Origin of the sequence: Pseudomonas wayambapalatensis (genome assembly GCF_049942315.1) — a bacterium.
Taxonomy (GTDB): domain Bacteria; phylum Pseudomonadota; class Gammaproteobacteria; order Pseudomonadales; family Pseudomonadaceae; genus Aquipseudomonas; species Aquipseudomonas wayambapalatensis.
In genome coordinates this window covers 1-20915 of record NZ_JBNFMU010000111.1, presented here as the reverse complement: position 1 = coordinate 20915, position 20915 = coordinate 1, and the positions used below count along the sequence as shown (strand labels likewise).

Sequence of the window (20915 nt, the reverse complement as noted above, 5' to 3'; positions counted from 1 at the left end):
GTCGACCGGGCATGAATCAGACGGCCTCGTTGTTCTCGTCCTCGAACGCAGCGAACACCGGATCCTCGGTGACGATCTCTTCGGCGGCGATGAATTCATTGGTCACGATGCCTTCGGCGATTTCGCGCAGGGCGACGACGGTTGGCTTGTCGTTTTCCCACGCCACGCGTGGCTCTTTGCCGCCGGTGGCCAGTTGGCGGGCGCGCTTGGTCGAGAGCATGACCAGCTCGAAGCGGTTATCCACGTGTTCCAGGCAGTCTTCAACAGTTACGCGGGCCATGGTCTTCCTCAGTAGCAGATGCGATTAGCGTGCAGCCCAGAATGGGCAGGCGGACTCGATAGTTTAAAAAATCACCAGCCAATAGGGAAGGCCTGTTTTGTCTGGTGATCCGTGTCAGCTGCTCGTGGGAGCGGGCTTGCCCGCGAAAGGGCCGTAACAGACGGCCTCTCACTTGAATCTGACGATAACGCTTCCCGCCCCGCGAACACAACAGCTTCACAACATCGCGTCACGCAATCGCGGGGTCAGCTCCTCGAACAGCGTCTGCACCGAGCGCAGCGCGCGGCAATCGGGGCGGGTCAGCAGCCACAACTGGGTGTCGCAGCCTGGCAGCGCGCCGCTCAAGGCCTCGACGCCGGGCAGGGTATCGACCATGTAGTCGGCCAGTGCCGCCACCCCCATGCCGGTGCTGACCAACTGAGCAATGGTCGACATGCCACTGCACTGGTAACGCGGGATCAGGTCGGGGTGCTGCTGGTTGCGCCAGACCACCGTGGGGTGGTCCTGCATGGCGTCGTCCGGGGCGATCCACGGCACGCTGTTTGGCGACTCGGCCAGGCGCTCGCGAAACTCCGGGCGTCCGCAGATTACATAGGACGTTGAGCCCAGGCAGCGTCCCACCAGATGCTCCGGCGGTGTGTTGGTCAGGCGCAGGGCGATGTCGGCGTCGCGGCGGCTGAGGTTGGCGAAGGTGTTGGAGGTGCCCATCTCCAGCGACAGCGCGGGGTAGTTGGGCATGAACTCGGCCAGCGCGGGGAGCAACAGGCTGTGCAGCACGGCTTCGGTGCAGGTCAGGCGCACCGTGCCGCTGACCACCTGCTCGCCGCTGGTCAGGGCGATGCGCGCGGCGTCCAGCGCCTGCTCGGCACGCTCTGCCTGTTCGGCGAGGGCCTGCGCGGTGTCGGTCGGCAGGTAGCCCTTGCGGCTCTTGACGAACAGCGCAGTGCCCAGCGCCGACTCCAGCCGCCGGATCGAGCGGAATACCGTTGAAACATCGACCTTAAGGAGCTCGGCGGCCTTGGCCAGTGAGCGACCACGTTCCAGCGCCAGGACCAGGGCGAGGTCCGCGTGATTGATCTGATATTGCATTTGTGCACGCTCTGCTTGCCGATTTGCCAATGTCTGTTGCACTGGAGCCCACTTTATAGTGGAACGGCCCCCGGGAATCAATGCGCCCGGCGAGCGACAGAATTCCCCCACGATGGGGCAGTGAAAAGAACAACAGCAGCAACCATCGTCGCCCTCGAGGCGCCAGCCGTATCCCCACATCGCCGCTCCGAATCAAAGGATGTACAGCCATGACGTCGGTCTCCCCGTGCGCCCGTTCTTCCCGCGAGATGAATGAATTCCTGGAAGCCCACCCGGACACGCAGTACGTCGACCTGTTGATCTCCGACATGAACGGCGTGGTGCGCGGCAAGCGCATCGAGCGGGCCAGCCTGCACAAGGTGTACGAGAAGGGCATCAACCTGCCGGCCTCGCTGTTCGCCCTGGATATCAACGGCTCGACCGTCGAAAGCACGGGCCTTGGCCTGGACATCGGCGACGCCGACCGTATCTGCTATCCGATCCCCGGCTCGCTCTCCAATGAGCCCTGGCAAAAGCGCCCGACGGCGCAGTTGCTGATGACCATGCACGAAATCGAAGGCGAGCCGTTCTTCGCCGACCCACGCGAAGTGCTGCGCCAGGTGGTGAGCAAGTTCGATGCGCTGGGCCTGGATATCTGCGCGGCGTTCGAGCTGGAGTTCTACCTGATCGACCAGGACAATCTGAACGGTCGACCGCAGCCGCCGCGTTCGCCGATCTCGGGCAAGCGCCCGCAGTCGACCCAGGTCTACCTGATCGATGACCTGGACGAGTACGCCGACTGCCTGCAGGACATGCTCGAAGCCGCCAAGGAGCAAGGCCTGCCGGCCGATGCGATCGTCAAGGAAAGTGCTCCGGCGCAGTTCGAGGTCAACCTGCACCACGTCGCCGACCCGCTCAAGGCCTGCGACTACGCGATCCTGCTCAAGCGCCTGATCAAGAACATCGCCTACGACCATGAGATGGACTCGACCTTCATGGCCAAGCCCTATCCGGGCCAGGCGGGTAACGGCCTGCATGTGCACATCTCGCTGCTGGACAAGAAAACCGGCAAGAACATCTTCGCCAACGATGACGCGCTGCAGAGCGAAACCCTGCGCCACGCCATTGGCGGTGTGCTGGAAACCATGCCGGCGTCGATGGCCTTCCTGTGCCCGAACATCAACTCTTACCGCCGCTTTGGTGCCCAGTTCTATGTGCCGAACGCACCGAGCTGGGGCCTGGACAACCGTACCGTGGCCCTGCGCGTGCCCACCGACAGCAGCGATAACCTGCGCATCGAGCACCGTGTCGCAGGGGCCGATGCCAACCCTTATCTGATGCTCGCCGCGATTCTCGCAGGCATCCACCACGGCCTGACCAACAAGGTCGAGCCCGGCGCGCCGATCGAGGGCAATTCGTACGAGCAGCTCGAGCAGAGCCTGCCGAACAACCTGCGTGACGCCTTGCGCGCGCTGGATGACAGCGAAGTCCTCAACCAATACATCAGCCCGGAATACATCGACATCTTCGTGGCCTGCAAGGAAAGCGAGCTGGCGGAGTTCGAAGTGTCGATCTCCGACCTCGAATACAACTGGTACCTGCACACGGTGTAAGCCCATGAGCGCAAACGCGGTTCCCTTGATCGGTGTCAGCGCCTGCCGCCAGCAGGTTGGGAAGAACTCGTCGCACACGGTGGGCGACAAGTATGTCGAGGCGGCAGGTTTTGCCGGGTTGCCGCTGATCCTGCCGGCGCGCGACACGGCCAGCGACCCGCAGGCGCTGCTGGCGCGCCTGAATGGCATTCTTTTTACCGGCTCGCCTTCAAATGTCGAGCCGCATCATTACAATGGCGCCCCCAGCGTGGACGGTACCCGGCACGACGTTGCGCGTGATCGCCTGACCCTGCCGTTGCTGCAGGCCGCCATAGCCGCCGGCGTGCCGGTGTTGTGCATCTGCCGTGGATTCCAGGAACTCAACGTGGCCTTGGGTGGCACTCTGCACCAGCGAGTGCAGGAACTGCCCGGCTACCTGGACCACCGCGAACCTGAGGACGCACCCCTGGAGGTGCAATACGGGGCTCGACACACGGTCGGCATTGCGCCGGGCGGATTGTTCGAGCGCCTGGGCCTGGCTGCGCAGTTCGAGGTCAACTCGCTGCATAGCCAGGGCATCGACCGTCTGGCCCCGAGCCTGCGTGTCGAGGCACGGGCCCCGGATGGCCTGATCGAAGCGGTGTCGATGACTGATGCGCCGGGCTTCGTGCTTGGCGTGCAATGGCACCCGGAGTGGCGTTTCGCCGAAAACCCGGTCTCCCTACGTCTGTTTCAGGCGTTTCGCGAGGCCTGCATTGCCCATGCTGCTCGGGAGGGTTCGCGCCAGAAGGCATTCTGACGTTACCCGAAGGTCTCGGATGACCCACCCCCTGCAGCAAGCTTTCAATGAGTGAAAGCGGGCCTTGTTCGCAAGGCCTGTGAAAACAATACCAATAGCAACGGCAAATAACTCATGAGCGAATACACAGAAGCCGGCCGCCCTCCCGATGTGGCGGCCGACGCGGGCAGCAACACCCAGCGTGCCAGCAAAGGCCTGGCCAAAGGTCGCCTGGGCCTGCTGGCCAGCGTGGTGCTGGGCATCTCCACCATTGCCCCGGTCTATACCCTGACCGGCGCCCTCGGCCCGACCGTACGCGAAGTCGGCGCCCATCTGCCGGCGGTCTTCATCGTCGGCTTCCTGCCGATGCTGCTGGTTGCCCTCGGCTACCGCGAGCTGAACGCCGCGGAGCCCGACAGCGGCACCTCTTTCACCTGGTCGGCACGTGCCTTCGGCCCGATGATCGGCTGGATCGGTGGCTGGGGGCTGGTCGTTGCCACCACCATCGTGCTGTCGAACCTGGCCGGTGTGGCGGTCGATTTCTTCTACCTGTTCATCGGACAGATCACGGGGCATCACGCGTATGCCGCGCTGGCGGACAACCTGCTGATCAACGTCACCACCTGTTGTGCGTTCATCGCCCTGGCGGTGTGGATCTGCTGTCGGGGCATGGGCACCACCATGACCGTGCAGTACGGCCTGGTCGCCCTGCAATTGCTGGTGCTGGTGGGCTTTGGTTTTGCGGCTTTCGGCGAGACCACTGCGCCGCCGCCGCTGGAGTTCGATTTCGCCTGGTTCAACCCCTTCGGTGTCGAATCGTTCTCGGCCTTCGCGGCCGGCCTGTCGCTGTCGATCTTCATCTTCTGGGGCTGGGACGTGTGCCTGACCGTCAGCGAAGAGTCCATCGGCAGCGACGAAGTGCCCGGCAAGGCGGCCACCTGGACGGTGCTGCTGATCCTGGGGCTGTACCTGTTCACCGCCATTGCCACCTTGCAATTCGCCGGTATCAGCGACAGCGGCCTGGGCCTGGGTAATCCGCGCATCCAGGAGAACGTCTTCGCCCATCTGGCCGGCCCGGTCATGGGGCCGCTGGCGATCCTGATGTCGATTGCGGTGTTGGCCAGCACCGCGGCATCGCTGCAGTCGACCTTCGTGTCTCCTGCGCGCACCCTGCTCGCCATGGGCTACTACGGTGCCGTGCCGCAGCGTTTCGCCAGCGTCTGCCCGCGTTCGCAGACGCCGCGCTACGCGACCATCTGTGCGGGCGTGGCGGCGGCCTTGTTCTACGTGACCATGCGTACCCTGAGCGAGAACGTACTGGCAGATACCATCACCGCGCTGGGGATGATGATCTGCTTCTACTATTCGCTGACCGCGTTCGCCTGTGTCTGGTACTTCCGCGACAGCCTGTTCGACAGCCTGCGCCACTTCTTCATGCGCGGCCTGTGCCCGCTGGTGGGTGGGGTGATCCTGTCGGTGATCTTCGTGCGTACCGCGATCGACAGCGCTTCGCCCGACTTTGGCAGCGGCTCGCATGTAGGCGGGCTGGGGCTGGTATTCGTGATCGCGGCGATCATCTCGGTGCTGGGCATCGTGCTGATGATGCTGTCGCGGCTGCGCGCCCCGGCGTACTTCCTCGGGGCAACCTTGCAGCAGCAGGCGAAACTTCATTTGCAGGAATAAGGCGTAGGTGGGGCTGCTGTGCAGCCTGATCGCGGGGCAAGCCCGCTCCGACAGGTGCGGTGCCGTACCTGTAGGAGCGGGCTTGCCCCGCGATTGTTTCAGCCGACCAACTGCTTCAACAGCGCACCATGGCGCTGCTGCTGCTTCTTGAGCAGCAACCGGTTCGAACGGAACACCGACTTCAGGTCTTCGAGCGCGTCTTCGAAGTCGTCGTTGACGATGACGTAGTCGAACTCGTTGTAATGCACCATCTCGCTGACCGCTTCCTTCATGCGCCCGGCAATGATCTCTTCACTGTCCTGGCCGCGTCCGTCCAGACGCTGACGCAGGGCTTCCTGGCTCGGTGGCAGGATGAAGATCGACAGGGCCTCGGGCATGAGCTTGCGCACCTGCTGCGCACCCTGCCAGTCGATTTCCAGGATCAGGTCGAAGCCTTGTTCGAGGGTTTCCTGCAGCGCGCTGCGCGAGGTGCCGTAGTAGTTGCCGAACACCTCTGCGTGCTCGAGGAAGTCGCCTTGGGCGATCAATGCCTTGAACTCCTCGTGAACCACGAAGTGGTAGTTCACCCCGTGAGCCTCGCCCGGGCGCATGGCGCGGGTGGTATGGGAGACAGACACGCGGATCTGCTGGTCTTGCGCGGTCAGGGCGGTGACCAGGCTGGTCTTGCCGGCACCGGAAGGGGCCGAAACGATGTAGAGGGTGCCGCTGCTGTGGTTCATGGTGGGGTGGCCTTACTCGATGTTCTGTACTTGTTCACGCATCTGTTCGATCAGCACCTTCAGGTTGACCGCCGCCTGGGTGCTGCGCGGGTCGAAGGCCTTGGAGCCGAGCGTGTTCGCCTCGCGGTTGAGTTCCTGCATCAGGAAGTCCAGGCGTCGTCCGGCGGCGCCGCCCGACTTGAGCACTCGGCGCACCTCGGTGACGTGGGTGCTGAGGCGGTCGAGTTCTTCGGCGACGTCGCTCTTTTGTGCCAGCAGTACCATTTCCTGCTCCAGACGCTGCGGGTCGAGTTCGGCCTGCAGGTCGTTGAAGCGGTCGACGATGCGCTGGCGCTGGGCTGCCAGCATCTGCGGCACCAGGGTGCGCAGTGTGGCGACCTCGCTGGTCATGGCGTCCAGGCGCTCGTTGATCAGTCGTGCCAGCTCCTGGCCTTCGCGCAGGCGACCGGCCTTGAGTTCGGCCAGCGCCTCGTCGAACAGGGCGATGGCTTCGGCGTTGAGGGCCTGCGGGTCGGCGGCATCGGCCACCAGCACGCCGGGCCAGGCCAGCACTTCCAGCGGGTTGAGCGGCGCCGGCTGCTTGATCAGCCCGGCCACGGTCTCGGCGGCGGCGACCAGTTGCGCGGCGCGTTCGCGATCGACCTGCAGCGGCTTGCCGGTGCTGTCGTCGGACAGGCGCAAGGTGCATTCGACCTTGCCGCGCGACAGCCCCTGGCGCAGACCTTCACGTACCGCGCCCTCGAGGTCACGCAGGGCTTCCGGCAGGCGCAGGTGCGGTTCGAGATAGCGATGGTTGACCGAGCGCAGCTCCCAGGCCAGGGTGCCCTGGCTGCCGGCGCGCTCGACGCGGGCAAAGGCGGTCATGCTGTGCACCATGGGGAGTACCTCGCGAATTCGGTTTGTACGGGGGAAGCCTTTCGGCTGCAAGGCGCAGGATTGTAGCGCAGTGCGGCGGTGACGCCCAATCGAACCATGCTACAGGGCGGGGCTGCTATCGGTGGGAAAAGTCGACGGGGTGCGAGGCTGCGACAATAGGCATGTCCTCCCAGGACGCGCGGCTCTATAATGGCCGCCAGATTCGATTTCCGGTACAGGTATCCCAGATGAAACGTCCAAGTGGTCGCGCTGCCGATCAGCTTCGCTCGATCCGCATCACCCGCAACTACACCAAGCACGCCGAGGGGTCGGTACTGGTCGAGTTCGGTGACACCAAGGTCATCTGCACGGTCAGCGTCGAGAACGGTGTTCCGCGCTTCCTCAAAGGCCAGGGCCAGGGTTGGTTGACCGCCGAGTACGGCATGCTGCCGCGCTCCACTGGCGAGCGTAACCAGCGTGAGGCCAGCCGTGGCAAGCAGGGCGGTCGCACCCTCGAGATCCAGCGCCTGATCGGCCGTTCGCTGCGTGCGGCACTGGACATGAGCAAGCTGGGCGACATCACGCTGTACGTCGACTGCGATGTGATCCAGGCGGACGGCGGCACTCGCACCGCTTCGATCACCGGCGCCATGGTCGCCCTGTGCGACGCCCTGGCGGTGATCAAGAAGCGTGGCGGTCTAAAGGGCGGCAATCCGCTCAAGCACATGATCGCCGCAGTGTCGGTGGGCATGTACCAGGGCGAGGCAGTGCTGGACCTCGACTACCTCGAAGACTCGGCTGCCGAAACCGACCTCAACGTGGTCATGACCAGCGCCGGTGGCTTCATCGAAGTGCAGGGCACTGCCGAAGGCGCGCCGTTCCAGCCTGAAGACTTCAACGCCATGCTGGCGCTGGCGCAGAAGGGCATGACCGAGATCTTCGACCTGCAGCAGGCTGCATTGGCCGACTGAAGCTGCGCCAAGGAGGCGATGGACCCATGAGTGAGACGAATCTGCCGATCGAAACGCCGAGCGCCGAAGTTCGGCAATGGGCGATGTTCTGCCACTTCAGCGCCTTGCTCGGGCTGGTGATGCCGCTCGGACATCTGCTCGGGCCACTGGTGATGTGGATCTGGAAGCGTGAGGTCGATCCGTTCGTCGATGCCCAGGGCAAGGAGGCGCTGAACTTCCAGATCAGCGTCACCATTGCCGGATTCATCTGCTTCCTGCTGATGTTCGTGGTGATCGGCATCGTGCTGTTCGCCATCCTGGCAGTGGCCGTGCTGATCCTGATCATCCTTGCAGGGGTTCGGGCCAATGAAGGCAAGCCGTACCGCTATCCGCTGATCTGGCGGCCGATCAAGTAGCCCCGCGCGCTCAAGGGAGCTGCAAACCGCCAGCTGCCTTGTGCAGGGCGCGCAGGTGTTCACCGATCTGTTTCACATTGGCCTCGATTGCCGCAATCTCCTTCGCCCGTGCAGGCTCCAGCAATGCCCGTACTTCCTTGTCCAGATCGGTACTCAGGCGCAGCAACTGCGCCTGCCGCTCGCTGCTGACCTTTTCAAGGTGCACGCGCTCCTGAGGTTGGGGCAAGCCGTAGCCATCCGCCTCGAGCAATTCGGCCGGGCGGCTGAGGAACCCACTGTTGGCAAGCATCTTCTGCAGCGTGGCGTTGGCCTTGTCGATGCTGCCGTCCTTGAGTGCGGCGGCGTTCAGGTAACGTTGTTTGACTTCATCCTGTGCCAGTAGCAACTGACGGCGCAGGCTGGCCTGCTCGAGCAGCAGCAAGGCAGCACTGGTGCGCAGATCGGCCTGGGCGAACCAGGGGCGGCGTTGCTCGGCATCCTGGGCCAACCAGTCCTCCACCGCTGTCTGCTTGATCGGCAACTGTTTCTTCAGCACCTCGAACATGGCCTGATAGCGATCGCGATAGGAGTCGAAGCGATACCCCAGGCGCAGCGCCTCACGCGGGTCGTCGAGCACACTGGTGTCGGCCAGCCCCCGCCCCTTGAGCACCTCCAGCAAACCATTGGGCATGATCGCGTCGAGGTCGCTGAAGCGTTGGTCGGCGGTGCCGCTGCGCATCAGCTTGAGGGTTTCCACCGCGCAGTTGTTGGACAGGAAGTAGTAATTGCCGTCGTAGCTCCAGTGCATTTCGGCAGCCTGGCGCACCAGGTCCTCGATCTGCTGGCGGTCGAGCTTGAGCGGCACGGAGGCCAGGCTGCGCAGTTCGGTCTTGGTGTACTCGTCGATCACCTGGCCCAACGGCAGGACGAACAGGCGCGACGGATAGGCGCCGGTCAGGCCGTCCCAGCTGGACAGTTGCACATCATTGACGAACGCGCGGTACGACAACACCAGGTGGCGGTCCAGATCCAGGCGGCAGTCTGGCCCGCGTGGGCGGCCCGGTGCGCAGATCACCAGGCGCAGCATGCTGTGTCCCCAGCGGCTGACCCAGTTCTGGTTGGCCTCGGCAAGCAGGTAGTCGACTTCGTAGACGCGCTCCGGGTCGATCTCGCCCAGTGGCTCTCGGGCGAAGTCACTGCCGGCGTTAAGGAACGGCAGACCCTTGGCGCAGGTGTCCTGCTGGGGTGCCCAGCCGAAATGATCGCGCAGGTACTGGTTCAAGGCGGGGCGTCGGCAGCCATAGCTCGGGTCGAGGAGGAAGTACTCCATGTTGACCGCGACAAACTCCTTGGGGCTGCTCAGCTCGTAGCTGTCCGGGGTGCGTACCAGTTGACCGTTGTGCTGTTCACGCTCGCCGCGACGGCCGACGTACTGCGGCCAGCCGGCAAGGTCGAGCAGGCGCGGATCGTCACTCAGGGTGAAGCGGCGTGCTGTCTGGCCACGGCATTGCTGGGGGAGGCCGATCTGGCCGAGGGTGCCCTGCTGGCGGTTGCAGCGGGCGATCAGCGAGCGCTCGGCACTGGGCCACAGTCGCGCGCGATCATAGATATGGGTCAGCTCGTGCAGCACGGTGGCAAGCAGTTCTTCCCGCACCGTGCCGTGGGGGCGATGGGTTTTTTCCTTGGCGGCACTGCCATCGGTGAGCCCTGGCAGCAGGCGACTGTTGAGGTCGAGGGTCGAGACTGGCGAAGCCTGGCCGTAGGCATCGGCGGGCATCTTGTCGGTCCAGCTGACCTGGATGCGTCGATCCAGACGCTGCTTGAAAGAGGGAGGCAGCTTCGACAGTGCCTCATCCAGCAGTTGCTGGGAGGCGTGCTGCTGTCGAGCGTCCAGACCGGCAGTCTGCAGCTCGAGCTGCAGATCGGCCAGGGCGGGCGTGCCGAGCAGCGTCAGGGCGCAGCCGAGCAGCCAGGCACGCACACGCTTCACAGCGACAGGATGGCTTCGGCCAGTACCTGGTCGCTGGCATTGCGCGCTTCAGGCACGCGGTCGCGCAGGGTGTCGAATGCGGCTTCGAGCTGGGCGCCGCGAATATCGCCATTGCTGGCGACGAAGCTGGCGGCGTCGTCGCGGGCTTCGCGCACGACTTTGGAGTCGCGGATCGAGGTGGTGGTGTCGGATGTGAAATCGATCGAGCGGCCAAAGGCGCGAACGATGATATTGCTGGTGGCCACCAGGGTTTGCGCCTGGGCCAGGTCGGCCAGCAGCAACATGCCGAGGGTAGCGGCGATCAGCGGTTTACGCATGGAGCATCTCCGAAAAATACAGGGAGTCAGGTGTGATCATTGGACGAGAATTGCTTCCGCCAGTTCAAGGTCGCCGACGGACTGACGCGAATAGATATGACGCAGTTCCGTCAGTGCAGCTTGCAGGCGTGCGCCGCGAATCCGACCGTCAGTGGCGACGAATACGGCCGCATCATCATGGGCCATGCCGATGATCTTGCGGTCGAACGGCGCAGTGGTCACCTGGCTGGTGACATAGCCGGTCATGACCGGAAACTGGGTCGTGACATCCATGGCATGGGCGCTTCCCACACTGGCAATGGCGAGCAGCAAGGGCACAAGGTAACGCATGGGCTTGGACAACGCTCTGTAGACAGGATGAATGCTGTCCCGCAGGCAGCGGGGGCGCCGTAGCCTGCGGGTACGATGGCTGGCGTCAGAGGGCCAGGATGGCCTGTGCCAGTTGCGCGTCGCTGGCTTGCAGCGCAGGCATCTGCTGGCGGATATGGATGAAGGCGCTTTCCAGCTTCGCGCCGCGAATATCCCCTTGGCTGCCGACGAAGCTGGCAGCATCGTCACGGGCGGCCTGGACGATCTTGTCGTCGCGGAACGAAGAGGAAATGTCGGAGGTGGCGTCGGTGGACGCGGCCACTGCGCCAACCACGGCATCGGTGGTGACGACGAAGCTGGTGGCGTGGGCGGTGCCCGCCAAGGTCAGCAGCATTGCAGCGCCAAACAAGTATTTACGGGACATGGTAGGGCTCCTGCGGGGGTAGTTCTGGTTATTCGGACGCTCGCACTGCTCGTCACGGCACTTGAAATGACAGGCAGCGCGTTTGACCAAGCTAACAGGCCGCTGTCGCAAGCGTACCACGCAGCTCTGTTTCCAGATGTGAAGGACGAGATCGGAACAAACTGTTATGGTTGTTTTCTGTTTTTTTAAAATTGTACTGCTTGTGAGTTGAGCAGCTCAACTGCGCGCCTTTGAAACAAAAAACCCGTCGCAGTTCCCTGCGACGGGTTTTGAGAAATCGCGGTGCCGGCCTTGGGCCGGCAAGCCGGAGCTTAGCGCCAGAAAGGCTTGCTCAGCTCTTGGTAGCGCTGGGACTCGCTGATACCGGCGTCGGCCAGCAGGCGGGCATCCAGGCGAGCCAGTTGACGGCGGCTGGCGATGCGACGCTGCCACAGCAGCAGGGTCGACAGGGCGCGCAGAGGAGCCGAGGCTTTGGATTCAACGTTGTTTTCGAAAACCAGACCGGAACTGAGGGTACGTTCCATGATGTGTCATCCTTCCGCTTGTGGCGGGATTAGGTAGTGATTTAACTGATGCCAATGATCCTCCCCTGTCGTCCATAACAGTAGATACAGTTCAACAGTATTGCGATGGGCCAGTTAACTGTTAAACGCTACTGTTGCACTCAGAATTGGCATAACTGTACTGGTCTGCACTATTTATGTGCATTTATGCTCGATTTGAAAATATTGGCGGGATTGACGCGGGGTTTTTAGCGGTACAGTAGTACAGTTTTTTAAAGTTTGTTGGTCTACTGTTTATCTAGGCAGACGTCATCGCGGGGACGAGCCCGCTCCCACAGCTGAAGTGGGGAAGCGAAGTCGTCCCGCGATGAGCTAAGAGGACCAATACAGCTGGCGGATCAGCCTGCCAGCATCCGCCCGCTTTCTTCCAGGTTCTCGTGCCAGCTCAACGCCTCGCGCAGGATATGCGGAGTGTGCCCGCCTCGCTGGCAGGCGCGGTCGAAGTAGTCGTTGAGGGCCGCGCGGTAGTCCGGGTGCACGCAGTTGTCGATGATCGCCCGGGCACGTTCGCGTGGTGCGAGGCCACGCAGGTCGGCCAGGCCCTGTTCGGTGACCAGGATGTCCACGTCATGCTCGGTGTGATCGACGTGGCTGACCATCGGCACCACGCTGGAAATCGCGCCGCCCTTGGCCATCGACTTGGTGACGAATACCGCCAGATGAGCGTTGCGGGCGAAGTCGCCGGAACCGCCGATGCCGTTCATCATCCGGGTGCCGCACACGTGGGTGGAGTTGACGTTGCCATAAATGTCGAACTCCAGCGCGGTGTTGATCCCGATGATGCCCAGGCGGCGCACCACTTCGGGGTGGTTGGAGATCTCCTGCGGACGCAGCACAAGCTTGTCCTTGTAGCGCTCCAGGTTGCCGAACACCTCAGCGTTGCGGCGGGTCGAGAGGGTGATCGAGCTGCCCGAGGCAAAGCTCAGCTTGCCGGCATCCATGAGGTCGAAGGCCGAATCCTGCAGCACTTCGGAGTACATGGTCAGGTCTTCGAACGGCGAGTCGATCAAGCCGCTCAGCACGGCATTGGCGATGGTGCCGACACCGGCCTGGAGAGGGCCGAGCTTGTTGGTCATGCGCCCTTCATCCACTTCTTTCCTGAAGAAGTTGATGAGGTGGTCGGCGATGGCCTGGGTTTCGTGATCCGCTGGCAGTACAGTGGACGGCGAGTCGGGCTGGTCGCTGATGACGATGCCGACGATCTTGGCCGGATCAATAGGGATCGCGGTGCTGCCGATGCGGTCATCGACCTTCACCAGCGGGATCGGCGTGCGGGTCGGGCGATAGGTCGGGATATAGATGTCGTGCAGCCCTTCGAGGTTGGGGTTGTGCGACAGGTTGATCTCGACGATGACCTGCTTGGCGAAGATCGCGAAGCTGGCCGAGTTGCCCACCGAGGTGGTTGGCACGATGTGGCCCTGTTCTGTGATCGCGACCGCTTCGATGACTGCGATGTCCGGCAAGGTCAGCTGCTTGTTGCGCAATTGCTCGACGGTTTCCGACAGGTGCTGGTCGATGAACATCACCTGCCCGTCATTGATGGCCTTGCGCAGGGTGTTGTCCACCTGGAAGGGCATGCGCCGGGCAAGTACACCGGCCTCGGTCAGTTGCTTGTCCAGGTCGTTGCCCAGGCTGGCGCCGGTCATCAGGCTGATCTTCAGTGGCGACTGCTTGGCACGTTCGGCCAGGGCGTGTGGCACTGCCTTGGCTTCGCCGGCGCGGGTGAAGCCGCTCATGCCGACGGTCATGCCGTCCTTGATCAGGCCAGCGGCATCGGCCGCACTCATTACCTTGCTGTGCAGGGAGGACAAGCGGATACGATCACGGTACATGGATTGTTATCTCGGGCTACTTGGGCTACTGCAGCGCAGTCTAGAGATTTCGCCCGATGCCGTCCCGCGACCATGGTCGTATGAGAAGCCTGGAAATAGAGCCGTTGATCTGGATCAGCAAAACGACAAGGCCCCAGGAAAAATCTTCCCGGGGCCTTCTATAAGAGCGGCTGTTCAGTTCGGAAAAGGACTACTCCACCGCCTTGACCATGTCCTCGATGACTTTCTTGGCGTCACCGAACACCATCATGGTCTTGTCCAGGTAGAACAGTTCATTGTCCAGGCCCGCATAACCGCTGGCCATGGAGCGCTTGTTGACGATGATGGTCTTGGCCTTGAAGGCTTCGAGGATCGGCATGCCGGCAATCGGCGACTTGGGATCGTTCTTCGCTGCCGGGTTGACCACATCGTTGGCGCCCAGCACCAGCACCACGTCGGCCTGACCGAACTCGGCGTTGATGTCCTCCATCTCGAACACCTGATCGTACGGAACCTCGGCCTCGGCCAGCAGTACGTTCATGTGCCCGGGCATGCGCCCCGCCACCGGGTGAATCGCATATTTCACGGTGACGCCGTTATGGGTCAGCTTCTCGGTCAGTTCTTTCAGGGCGTGCTGGGCGCGGGCCACTGCAAGGCCGTAGCCGGGAACGATGATCACGCTGTCGGCGTTGCTCAGCAGGAAGGTTGCATCGTCGGCCGAGCCGGATTTCACCGGGCGCTGCTCCTTCGTGCCAGCCGCCGCGCCGCTATCGGTGTCGCCACCGAAACCACCGAGGATGACATTGAAGAACGAGCGGTTCATCGCCTTGCACATGATGTACGAGAGGATTGCGCCGCTTGAACCGACCAGGGAGCCGGCGATGATCAGCATCGAGTTGTTCAGCGAGAAGCCGATGCCTGCCGCCGCCCAGCCCGAGTAGCTGTTGAGCATCGACACCACTACCGGCATGTCGGCGCCGCCGATCGGGATGATGATCAGCACACCCATGACGAAGGCGAGGACCAGCATCAGGGTGAAGGCGCTGTAGTGCCCGGTGAAGGTGAACAGCAAGCCCAGGGCGAGGGTGGTGATGCCAAGGATCAGGTTCAGCTTGTGCTGGCCGGCGAACTGTACGGGTGCGCCCTGGAACAGGCGAAACTTGTACTTGCCCGACAGCTTGCCGAAGGCGATCACGGAGCCGGAGAAGGTGATCGCGCCAATGGCTGCGCCGAGGAACAGCTCCAGGCGATTGCCGGTGGGGATCGGGTCGCTGATGCTGGCGACGATGCCCAGCGATTGCGGCTCGAGCACCGCGGCGATGGCGATGAACACCGCGGCCAGGCCGATCATGCTGTGCATGAAGGCGACCAGCTCTGGCATCTTGGTCATCTCGACGCGCTTGGCCATGATCGACCCGGCGCTGCCGCCGATCAGCAGGCCGACGAGCACATAGCCGATACCCGCGGTGGCGCCGCCGCTACCGACCGAGAGTGCGGCGAGCTTATAGATGAGGCCGATGGTGGTGAGCATGGCGATGCCCATGCCGATCATGCCGAACAGGTTGCCGCGCCGTGACGTGGTCGGGTGCGACAGGCCTTTGAGGGCCTGGATGAAGCAGACCGAGGCGACCAGGTAAAGAAGGGTGACCAGATTCATGCTCATGCTTACTTCTGCCCCTCGTTCTTGGTTTTCTTCTTGAACATTTCCAGCATGCGGCGGGTGACCAGGAAGCCACCGAACACATTGACCGCGGCCAGGGCCACGGCGAGGGTGCCCATCAGCTTGCCGGCCGGGGTCACGGTCAGCGCTGCGGCGAGCATCGCGCCGACGATGACGATCGCGGAAATCGCGTTGGTCACCGCCATCAGCGGGGTGTGCAGCGCCGGGGTGACGTTCCAGACCACGTGATAGCCAACGTAGATGGCCAGCACGAAGATGATCAGGTTGTAGATTCCGTGGGAAATCAGCATGTCTTCCATTGTCGTGCTCCTCAGCCGTTCTTGCGCACGACCTGGCCGTCGCGGCACATCAGGCACGCGGCGACGATGTCGTCTTCCAGGTTGATCACCAGAGCGCCGTCCTTGTCGAACAGCAGCTTCATGAAGTCCAGCAGGTTGCGTGCGTACAGCGCCGAGGCGTCGGCAGCCAGCTGGGCGGGCAGGTTGGTCGGGCCGACGATGGTCACGCCGTGCGCCATCACGACCTGATCGGCGACCGTGAGCGGGCAGTTGCCACCCTGGGCTGCGGCGAGGTCGATGACCACCGAGCCCGGTTTCATCTGCGCCACGGTCTCGGCGCTGAGCAGCGTCGGGGCCTTGCGGCCGGGGATCAGTGCGGTAGTGATGACGATGTCGGCCTGCTTCGCGCGTTCGTGCACCGCCTGGGCCTGGCGTTGCATCCAGCTGGCCGGCATCGGGCGGGCGTAACCGCCTACGCCTTCGGCGCACTCGCGCTCTTCGTCGGTCTCGTAGGGGACGTCGATGAACTTGGCGCCGAGCGATTCGATCTGTTCCTTCACCGCTGGCCGTACGTCGGACGCTTCGATCACTGCTCCGAGACGCTTGGCCGTGGCGATGGCCTGCAGGCCCGCGACACCGGCGCCGAGAATCAGCACGCGCGCGGCTTTCACGGTGCCCGCAGCGGTCATCAGCATGGGCATGAAGCGTGGATAGTGGTGCGCCGCAAGCAGCACGGCCTTGTAGCCGGCGATGTTGGCCTGCGATGACAAAACGTCCAGGCTTTGCGCGCGCGAGGTGCGCGGAGCGGCTTCAAGGGCGAAGGCGGTGATGCCGTGTTCGGCCATCCTTGCGATGAGCTCGCTGTTGAAAGGGTTGAGCATGCCCACCAGGATACTGCCGGGATTGATCCGGGCCAGTTCCTCGTCGCTGGGCGCCACTACCTTGAGCACCAACTGCGCGCCCAAGGCATCGCCAGCGTCACCCAAGGAAGCGCCCGCGGCCTCATAGGCGCTGTCCGGGATGCTGGCTTTGAGCCCGGCGCCCCGTTCGACAGTGACCTGATGGCCCTGGCCGACCAGTTTCTTGATGGTTTCCGGGGTCGCGGCGACCCTCGCCTCACCCGTCTGCGTCTCTAGAGGAACACCAATGTGCACGACTTTGTCTCCTGCGGTGACCTTGTCATTGTTGATTCCAGCGCACTTCGGGTGGTGCGGCTGGAGCGGCCTTTGAGCATGCATACCGCCGGTTCCGGGGCGGGCGAGGCATTTTGCAGATGAACCGAAGGTGCTTCAACCAGTTCTGGAGCGAAACTAAGTTAAAACTACAAGTCACCCTGTGACCACTTGTCGCAACCATCCGCCTTCAGGCTGTCAAGGACGCGCTATTGGGAGCTTAGGAGAAAAAAACGAAATTTTTTGGCGGTTTTCGTTAGTAGTTTGCTAGATGTCGTAAAAACAGCGGCAAACCCCCGCGGTTATTAGGGTTGATTCGGTTTTTCCCGCTTATGGAACAGTTTATGGATTTGCGACAAATCCATATATCTGTAGGTGTTTAAAATAATTGACTACGAAGTCAGCTTTCAGTCTCATGCACCTGCTGCGTAGTCGCGGGCCTGGATCACCAGCCAGTCGCGGAAGGCGCGCAGCGAAGCTGACTCCACCTTGCGCTCGGGAATCATCAGATAGTAGGCCTTGTCGCTCGACAGGGCATGCTTGTTTGCGACCACCAGCCGGCCTTCCGCCAGCTCGCGCTGGATCAGGAACGGCGGGATCAACGCGATGCCCATTTCGTGCATGGCCGCCTGCCCCAGCATGGAAAAGAGCTCGTAGCGCGGGCCGTTCATGTCGCGCTCCACACTCATGCCCAGGCTGTCGAACCACTGCCGCCAGGCATAGGGGCGGGTGGTCTGCTGCAGCAATGGCAGCTCGGCTATGGAGTCGGCGTCGAGCGTGTCTCTCCCGTTGAGCCATTGCGGGCTGCATACCGGCATCGGGTTTTCACCCATCAGGCGGTGTGACTGGGTGCCAGACCAGTCGGCGTCGCCGAAGTAGATGGCTGCGTCGAAGGCGGTGTCGGCGAACAGGAACGGGCGCGTGCGGTTGGTCAGGTTGACCGTTACCTCCGGATGGCGTTGCTGGAAGTCCTTCAGGCGGGGGAGCAGCCACTGGGTGCCGAAGGTCGGCACTACGGCCAGTTCGATGACGTTGGCGCCCTGCTGGCGCATCACCGACAGGGTATCCCGCTCCACCGCATCCAATTGCGCCGAGACCTGGCGGCTATACGACAGGCCGGCCTCTGTCAGCTTCACGCCCCGGCGCGAGCGTCGGAAAAGCTCCACATTGAGAAAGCCCTCGAGGCCACCGATTTGCCGACAGACGGCACCTTGGGTCAGCGCCAGTTCCTGAGCGGCCTTGGTAAAGCTCTCGTGGCGGGCCGCCGCCTCGAAGCAGACCAGTGCCGTGGTGCTGGGGATCTTGCGCCGCATGTACGTCATCCTCACTTATAAGGGGCTCGAAATAGGTATTTCACTTATTACGGAGTGAGAAAATAGCACTAATGGGTGCGCAATCCTCGTTTGTCCGTTGACAGGTTCCGGCCTAGGATCAAGGCAACAAGAATTTCGTCGCACACCTTTCGAGGACTCTGCCCATGGCCGGTAAAGCAAGTTTCAACTGGATCGACCCGCTGTTGCTGGATCAGCAGCTCACTGAAGAAGAGCGCATGGTGCGTGACAGCGCTTATCAGTTCGCCCAGGACAAGCTGGCTCCGCGGGTGGTCGAGGCGTTCCGTCACGAACAGACAGATCCGGCAATTTTCCGCGAGATGGGCGAGGTCGGCCTGCTGGGGGCGACCATTCCGGCCGAGTATGGCGGTAGTGGTCTCAACTACGTGTGCTATGGGCTGATTGCGCGTGAGGTGGAGCGGATCGACTCGGGTTACCGCTCGATGATGAGTGTGCAGTCTTCGCTGGTCATGGTGCCGATCAACGAGTTCGGCAGTGAAGCGCAGAAGCAGAAGTACCTGCCCAAGCTTGCCAGCGGTGAATGGATCGGTTGCTTCGGTTTGACCGAGCCCAACCACGGCTCCGACCCTGGTGCAATGATCACCCGCGCGCGCAAGGTCGAGGGTGGCTACAGCCTGACGGGCAGCAAGATGTGGATCACCAACAGCCCGATCGCTGATGTGTTCGTGGTCTGGGCGAAGGACGATGCCGGCGATATTCGTGGCTTCATTCTGGAAAAGGGCTGGAAGGGCCTGAGCGCTCCGGCCATTCATGGCAAGGTTGGCCTGCGCGCGTCGATCACCGGTGAGATCGTCATGGACGGCGTGTTCGTGCCGGAAGAGAACATTTTCCCTGAGGTACGTGGTCTGAAAGGCCCGTTCACCTGTTTGAACTCGGCGCGCTATGGCATTTCCTGGGGCGCGCTGGGGGCGGCGGAGGCATGCTGGCACACTGCACGCCAGTACACCCTGGACCGCAAGCAGTTCGGCCGCCCTCTGGCCGCCAACCAGCTGATCCAGAAGAAACTCGCCGACATGCAGACCGAGATCACTTTGGGGCTGCAGGGCTGCCTGCGGCTGGGGCGAATGAAGGACGAGGGCTCGGCGGCGGTGGAGATCACCTCGATCATGAAGCGCAACTCCTGCGGCAAGGCCCTGGACATCGCCCGTCTGGCGCGCGACATGCTCGGCGGCAACGGAATCTCTGACGAGTTCGGGGTGGCGCGTCACTTGGTCAACCTCGAGGTGGTCAACACCTATGAAGGTACGCATGACATCCATGCGTTGATTCTCGGCCGCGCGCAGACCGGCATTCAGGCGTTCTATTAATAGAGGGGCGCGGCCATGGGAGCGCTGTCACATCTGCGGGTGTTGGACCTGTCGCGTGTATTGGCCGGACCGTGGTCCGGCCAGATTCTCGCCGACCTCGGGGCTGACGTGATCAAGGTCGAGCGACCGGGTACGGGTGATGACACCCGGGCGTGGGGGCCGCCCTTCCTGCGGGACGCCCAGGGCGAGAACACCAGCGAGGCGGCCTACTATCTGTCGGCCAATCGCAACAAGCGCTCGGTGACGATCGACTTCACCCAACCTGAAGGTCAGCGCCTGGTGCGCGAACTGGCGGCAAAGTCGGATATCGTCATCGAGAACTTCAAGGTGGGCGGGCTGGCGAGCTATGGGCTGGATTACGAATGCCTGAAGGCGGTCAATCCCAAGCTTATCTATTGCTCGATCACCGGCTTCGGCCAGACGGGCCCCTATGCCAAGCGCGCGGGCTACGATTTCATGATCCAAGGGCTGGGCGGGCTGATGAGCCTGACCGGGCGGCCTGAGGGTGAGCAGGGGGCTGGGCCCATGAAGGTGGGGGTGGCGCTGACTGACATTCTCACCGGGCTGTATTCCACGGTGGCGATCCTTGCGGCACTGGCGCATCGCGATCAGTCGGGAGAGGGCCAGCATATCGATATGGCCTTGCTGGATGTGCAGGTGGCGTGCCTTGCCAACCAGGCAATGAACTACCTGACCACGGGTACATCGCCCAAGCGTCTGGGCAATGCGCATCCCAACATCGTGCCTTATCAGGATTTTCCGACGGCTGATGGTGACTTCATCCTTACCGTGGGTAACGACGGGCAGTTCCGCAAGTTCGCAGAAGTGGCCGGTCAGCCGCAGTGGGCGGATGATCCGCGCTTTGCCACCAACAAGCAGCGGGTTGCGCATCGGGCGGAGCTTATTCCTCTAATCCGACAGGCGACGGTGTTCAAGACCACGGCCCAATGGGTGGCGGAGCTGGAAAGGGCTGGGGTGCCGTGCGGCCCGATCAACGACCTGGCGCAGATGTTTCAGGATCCGCAGGTGGTGGCACGCGGGCTGAAGGTGGATGTTCCTCATCCGCTGGCGGGCAGCGTGCCTCAGGTGGCGAGCCCGATCAGGTTGTCGGAGACGCCCGTGGAGTATCGTCGGGCCCCACCTTTGTTAGGGGAGCACACCGAGGCAGTACTGCTGGATGTCTTGGGCCTGGATGCAGGGGCTGTTCAGTTGCTGCGCTCTGCTGGCGTGTTGTGACAGCGTATTGGCTATGTATAGAAGCGGGGAGGCCGACAGGCCTCCCCGCTGTGTTTTCAGCGATCTGAAAGATTCTTGAAATAAAAGGTTGACGCCCTCTCAGATCCCCTTATAATGCGCCCCACTTCCGCAGCAAACGGAACGCAAAACTCCTT

21 protein-coding genes are annotated in these 20915 nt (G+C 62.7%); 7 read left to right on the top strand and 14 right to left on the bottom strand.

Annotated elements, in window-relative coordinates; translation table 11 throughout:
- Nucleotides 1-16: 16 nt before the first annotated feature.
- Nucleotides 17-280, bottom strand: a complete 264-nt coding sequence (rpoZ, locus tag ACPZMI_RS05430) for a DNA-directed RNA polymerase subunit omega (protein WP_003253383.1) — start codon at nt 278-280, stop codon at nt 17-19.
- Nucleotides 281-496: 216 nt separating this feature from the next.
- A complete protein-coding gene (locus ACPZMI_RS05425) occupies nt 497-1369 on the bottom strand; it encodes a LysR family transcriptional regulator (protein ID WP_186670061.1) in 873 nt (290 codons plus the stop codon).
- Between the two features lie 209 nt (nt 1370-1578).
- On the opposite strand from ACPZMI_RS05425, the gene ACPZMI_RS05420 reads away from it, so the two are divergent.
- The 3 genes from ACPZMI_RS05420 to ACPZMI_RS05410 all read left to right on the top strand — a co-directional run bounded on the left by ACPZMI_RS05420 (nt 1579) and on the right by ACPZMI_RS05410 (nt 5401).
- Nucleotides 1579-2961 (top strand): glutamine synthetase family protein, encoded by a 1383-nt coding sequence (locus tag ACPZMI_RS05420; RefSeq protein ID WP_054894870.1) that lies wholly within the window; start codon nt 1579-1581, stop codon nt 2959-2961.
- Between the two features lie 4 nt (nt 2962-2965).
- Entirely contained in the window at nt 2966-3739 is a 774-nt protein-coding gene (locus tag ACPZMI_RS05415) for a gamma-glutamyl-gamma-aminobutyrate hydrolase family protein (RefSeq protein WP_426351827.1), read from the top strand.
- Nucleotides 3740-3853: 114 nt separating this feature from the next.
- A complete protein-coding gene (locus ACPZMI_RS05410; protein WP_426351826.1) occupies nt 3854-5401 on the top strand; it encodes an APC family permease in 1548 nt (515 codons plus the stop codon).
- A gap of 98 nt (nt 5402-5499) precedes the next feature.
- On the opposite strand, the gene gmk is transcribed toward ACPZMI_RS05410, so the two are convergent.
- Nucleotides 5500-6120, bottom strand: a complete 621-nt coding sequence (gmk, locus tag ACPZMI_RS05405) for a guanylate kinase (RefSeq protein ID WP_186670058.1) — start codon at nt 6118-6120, stop codon at nt 5500-5502.
- A 12-nt stretch (nt 6121-6132) separates the two neighbouring features.
- Nucleotides 6133-6996, bottom strand: coding sequence for a YicC/YloC family endoribonuclease (locus ACPZMI_RS05400; RefSeq protein ID WP_186670057.1), 864 nt, complete (start codon nt 6994-6996; stop codon nt 6133-6135).
- A gap of 227 nt (nt 6997-7223) precedes the next feature.
- Between ACPZMI_RS05400 and rph the strand changes: the two genes are divergently transcribed.
- Entirely contained in the window at nt 7224-7946 is a 723-nt protein-coding gene (gene rph, locus ACPZMI_RS05395) for a ribonuclease PH (protein WP_186670055.1), read from the top strand.
- Between the two features lie 26 nt (nt 7947-7972).
- Entirely contained in the window at nt 7973-8341 is a 369-nt protein-coding gene (locus ACPZMI_RS05390) for a DUF4870 domain-containing protein (RefSeq protein ID WP_054894864.1), read from the top strand.
- A 10-nt stretch (nt 8342-8351) separates the two neighbouring features.
- Here ACPZMI_RS05390 and ACPZMI_RS05385 read toward each other — a convergent pair whose 3' ends face one another.
- From ACPZMI_RS05385 to ACPZMI_RS05340, 10 genes are all read right to left on the bottom strand, one after another.
- On the bottom strand, nt 8352-10310 hold the full coding sequence (locus tag ACPZMI_RS05385; protein WP_411383499.1) for a DUF7844 domain-containing protein: 1959 nt from the start codon (nt 10308-10310) through the stop codon (nt 8352-8354).
- Complete coding sequence (locus tag ACPZMI_RS05380) at nt 10307-10627, bottom strand: DUF2388 domain-containing protein (protein ID WP_186670051.1); 321 nt, start codon at nt 10625-10627, stop codon at nt 10307-10309. The genes ACPZMI_RS05385 and ACPZMI_RS05380 overlap by 4 nt, the downstream gene beginning before the upstream one ends.
- Nucleotides 10628-10663: 36 nt before the next feature.
- Nucleotides 10664-10957: a DUF2388 domain-containing protein gene (locus ACPZMI_RS05375; protein WP_426351825.1), complete on the bottom strand. Its 294-nt coding sequence runs from the start codon at nt 10955-10957 to the stop codon at nt 10664-10666.
- 85 nt (nt 10958-11042) lie between these two features.
- On the bottom strand, nt 11043-11360 hold the full coding sequence (locus ACPZMI_RS05370; RefSeq protein WP_186670047.1) for a DUF2388 domain-containing protein: 318 nt from the start codon (nt 11358-11360) through the stop codon (nt 11043-11045).
- Nucleotides 11361-11671: 311 nt separating this feature from the next.
- On the bottom strand, nt 11672-11884 hold the full coding sequence (locus tag ACPZMI_RS05365) for a DUF1127 domain-containing protein (protein WP_054894859.1): 213 nt from the start codon (nt 11882-11884) through the stop codon (nt 11672-11674).
- Nucleotides 11885-12261: 377 nt separating this feature from the next.
- A complete protein-coding gene (locus ACPZMI_RS05360) occupies nt 12262-13755 on the bottom strand; it encodes a succinyl-CoA:acetate CoA-transferase ScpC (RefSeq protein ID WP_186670045.1) in 1494 nt (497 codons plus the stop codon).
- Between the two features lie 190 nt (nt 13756-13945).
- Complete coding sequence (locus ACPZMI_RS05355; protein WP_054894857.1) at nt 13946-15397, bottom strand: NAD(P)(+) transhydrogenase (Re/Si-specific) subunit beta; 1452 nt, start codon at nt 15395-15397, stop codon at nt 13946-13948.
- 2 nt (nt 15398-15399) lie between these two features.
- Nucleotides 15400-15714: an NAD(P) transhydrogenase subunit alpha part 2 gene (locus ACPZMI_RS05350; protein WP_023378063.1), complete on the bottom strand. Its 315-nt coding sequence runs from the start codon at nt 15712-15714 to the stop codon at nt 15400-15402.
- Nucleotides 15715-15725: 11 nt separating this feature from the next.
- Entirely contained in the window at nt 15726-16847 is a 1122-nt protein-coding gene (locus tag ACPZMI_RS05345) for a Re/Si-specific NAD(P)(+) transhydrogenase subunit alpha (RefSeq protein ID WP_426351824.1), read from the bottom strand.
- A gap of 431 nt (nt 16848-17278) precedes the next feature.
- Entirely contained in the window at nt 17279-18178 is a 900-nt protein-coding gene (locus ACPZMI_RS05340; RefSeq protein WP_186670039.1) for a LysR family transcriptional regulator, read from the bottom strand.
- Nucleotides 18179-18342: 164 nt separating this feature from the next.
- Here ACPZMI_RS05340 and ACPZMI_RS05335 point away from each other — a divergent pair, with 164 nt between their 5' ends.
- Both ACPZMI_RS05335 and ACPZMI_RS05330 read left to right on the top strand, forming a co-directional pair.
- Nucleotides 18343-19524 (top strand): acyl-CoA dehydrogenase, encoded by a 1182-nt coding sequence (locus tag ACPZMI_RS05335; RefSeq protein ID WP_186711760.1) that lies wholly within the window; start codon nt 18343-18345, stop codon nt 19522-19524.
- A gap of 15 nt (nt 19525-19539) precedes the next feature.
- On the top strand, nt 19540-20760 hold the full coding sequence (locus ACPZMI_RS05330; RefSeq protein WP_426351823.1) for a CaiB/BaiF CoA transferase family protein: 1221 nt from the start codon (nt 19540-19542) through the stop codon (nt 20758-20760).
- Nucleotides 20761-20915 lie beyond the last annotated feature (155 nt).

Bases quoted from the DNA above. Each gene is read 5' to 3' on its own strand.
- rpoZ (WP_003253383.1), bottom strand. From the start codon at position 280: ATGGCCCGCGTAACTGTTGAAGACTGCCTGGAACACGTGGATAACCGC.
- ACPZMI_RS05425 (WP_186670061.1), bottom strand. From the start codon at position 1,369: ATGCAATATCAGATCAATCACGCGGACCTCGCCCTGGTCCTGGCGCTG.
- ACPZMI_RS05420 (WP_054894870.1), top strand. From the start codon at position 1,579: ATGACGTCGGTCTCCCCGTGCGCCCGTTCTTCCCGCGAGATGAATGAA.
- ACPZMI_RS05415 (WP_426351827.1), top strand. From the start codon at position 2,966: ATGAGCGCAAACGCGGTTCCCTTGATCGGTGTCAGCGCCTGCCGCCAG.
- ACPZMI_RS05410 (WP_426351826.1), top strand. From the start codon at position 3,854: ATGAGCGAATACACAGAAGCCGGCCGCCCTCCCGATGTGGCGGCCGAC.
- gmk (WP_186670058.1), bottom strand. From the start codon at position 6,120: ATGAACCACAGCAGCGGCACCCTCTACATCGTTTCGGCCCCTTCCGGT.
- ACPZMI_RS05400 (WP_186670057.1), bottom strand. From the start codon at position 6,996: ATGGTGCACAGCATGACCGCCTTTGCCCGCGTCGAGCGCGCCGGCAGC.
- rph (WP_186670055.1), top strand. From the start codon at position 7,224: ATGAAACGTCCAAGTGGTCGCGCTGCCGATCAGCTTCGCTCGATCCGC.
- ACPZMI_RS05390 (WP_054894864.1), top strand. From the start codon at position 7,973: ATGAGTGAGACGAATCTGCCGATCGAAACGCCGAGCGCCGAAGTTCGG.
- ACPZMI_RS05380 (WP_186670051.1), bottom strand. From the start codon at position 10,627: ATGCGTAAACCGCTGATCGCCGCTACCCTCGGCATGTTGCTGCTGGCC.
- ACPZMI_RS05375 (WP_426351825.1), bottom strand. From the start codon at position 10,957: ATGCGTTACCTTGTGCCCTTGCTGCTCGCCATTGCCAGTGTGGGAAGC.
- ACPZMI_RS05370 (WP_186670047.1), bottom strand. From the start codon at position 11,360: ATGTCCCGTAAATACTTGTTTGGCGCTGCAATGCTGCTGACCTTGGCG.
- ACPZMI_RS05365 (WP_054894859.1), bottom strand. From the start codon at position 11,884: ATGGAACGTACCCTCAGTTCCGGTCTGGTTTTCGAAAACAACGTTGAA.
- ACPZMI_RS05360 (WP_186670045.1), bottom strand. From the start codon at position 13,755: ATGTACCGTGATCGTATCCGCTTGTCCTCCCTGCACAGCAAGGTAATG.
- ACPZMI_RS05355 (WP_054894857.1), bottom strand. From the start codon at position 15,397: ATGAGCATGAATCTGGTCACCCTTCTTTACCTGGTCGCCTCGGTCTGC.
- ACPZMI_RS05350 (WP_023378063.1), bottom strand. From the start codon at position 15,714: ATGGAAGACATGCTGATTTCCCACGGAATCTACAACCTGATCATCTTC.
- ACPZMI_RS05340 (WP_186670039.1), bottom strand. From the start codon at position 18,178: ATGCGGCGCAAGATCCCCAGCACCACGGCACTGGTCTGCTTCGAGGCG.
- ACPZMI_RS05335 (WP_186711760.1), top strand. From the start codon at position 18,343: ATGGCCGGTAAAGCAAGTTTCAACTGGATCGACCCGCTGTTGCTGGAT.
- ACPZMI_RS05330 (WP_426351823.1), top strand. From the start codon at position 19,540: ATGGGAGCGCTGTCACATCTGCGGGTGTTGGACCTGTCGCGTGTATTG.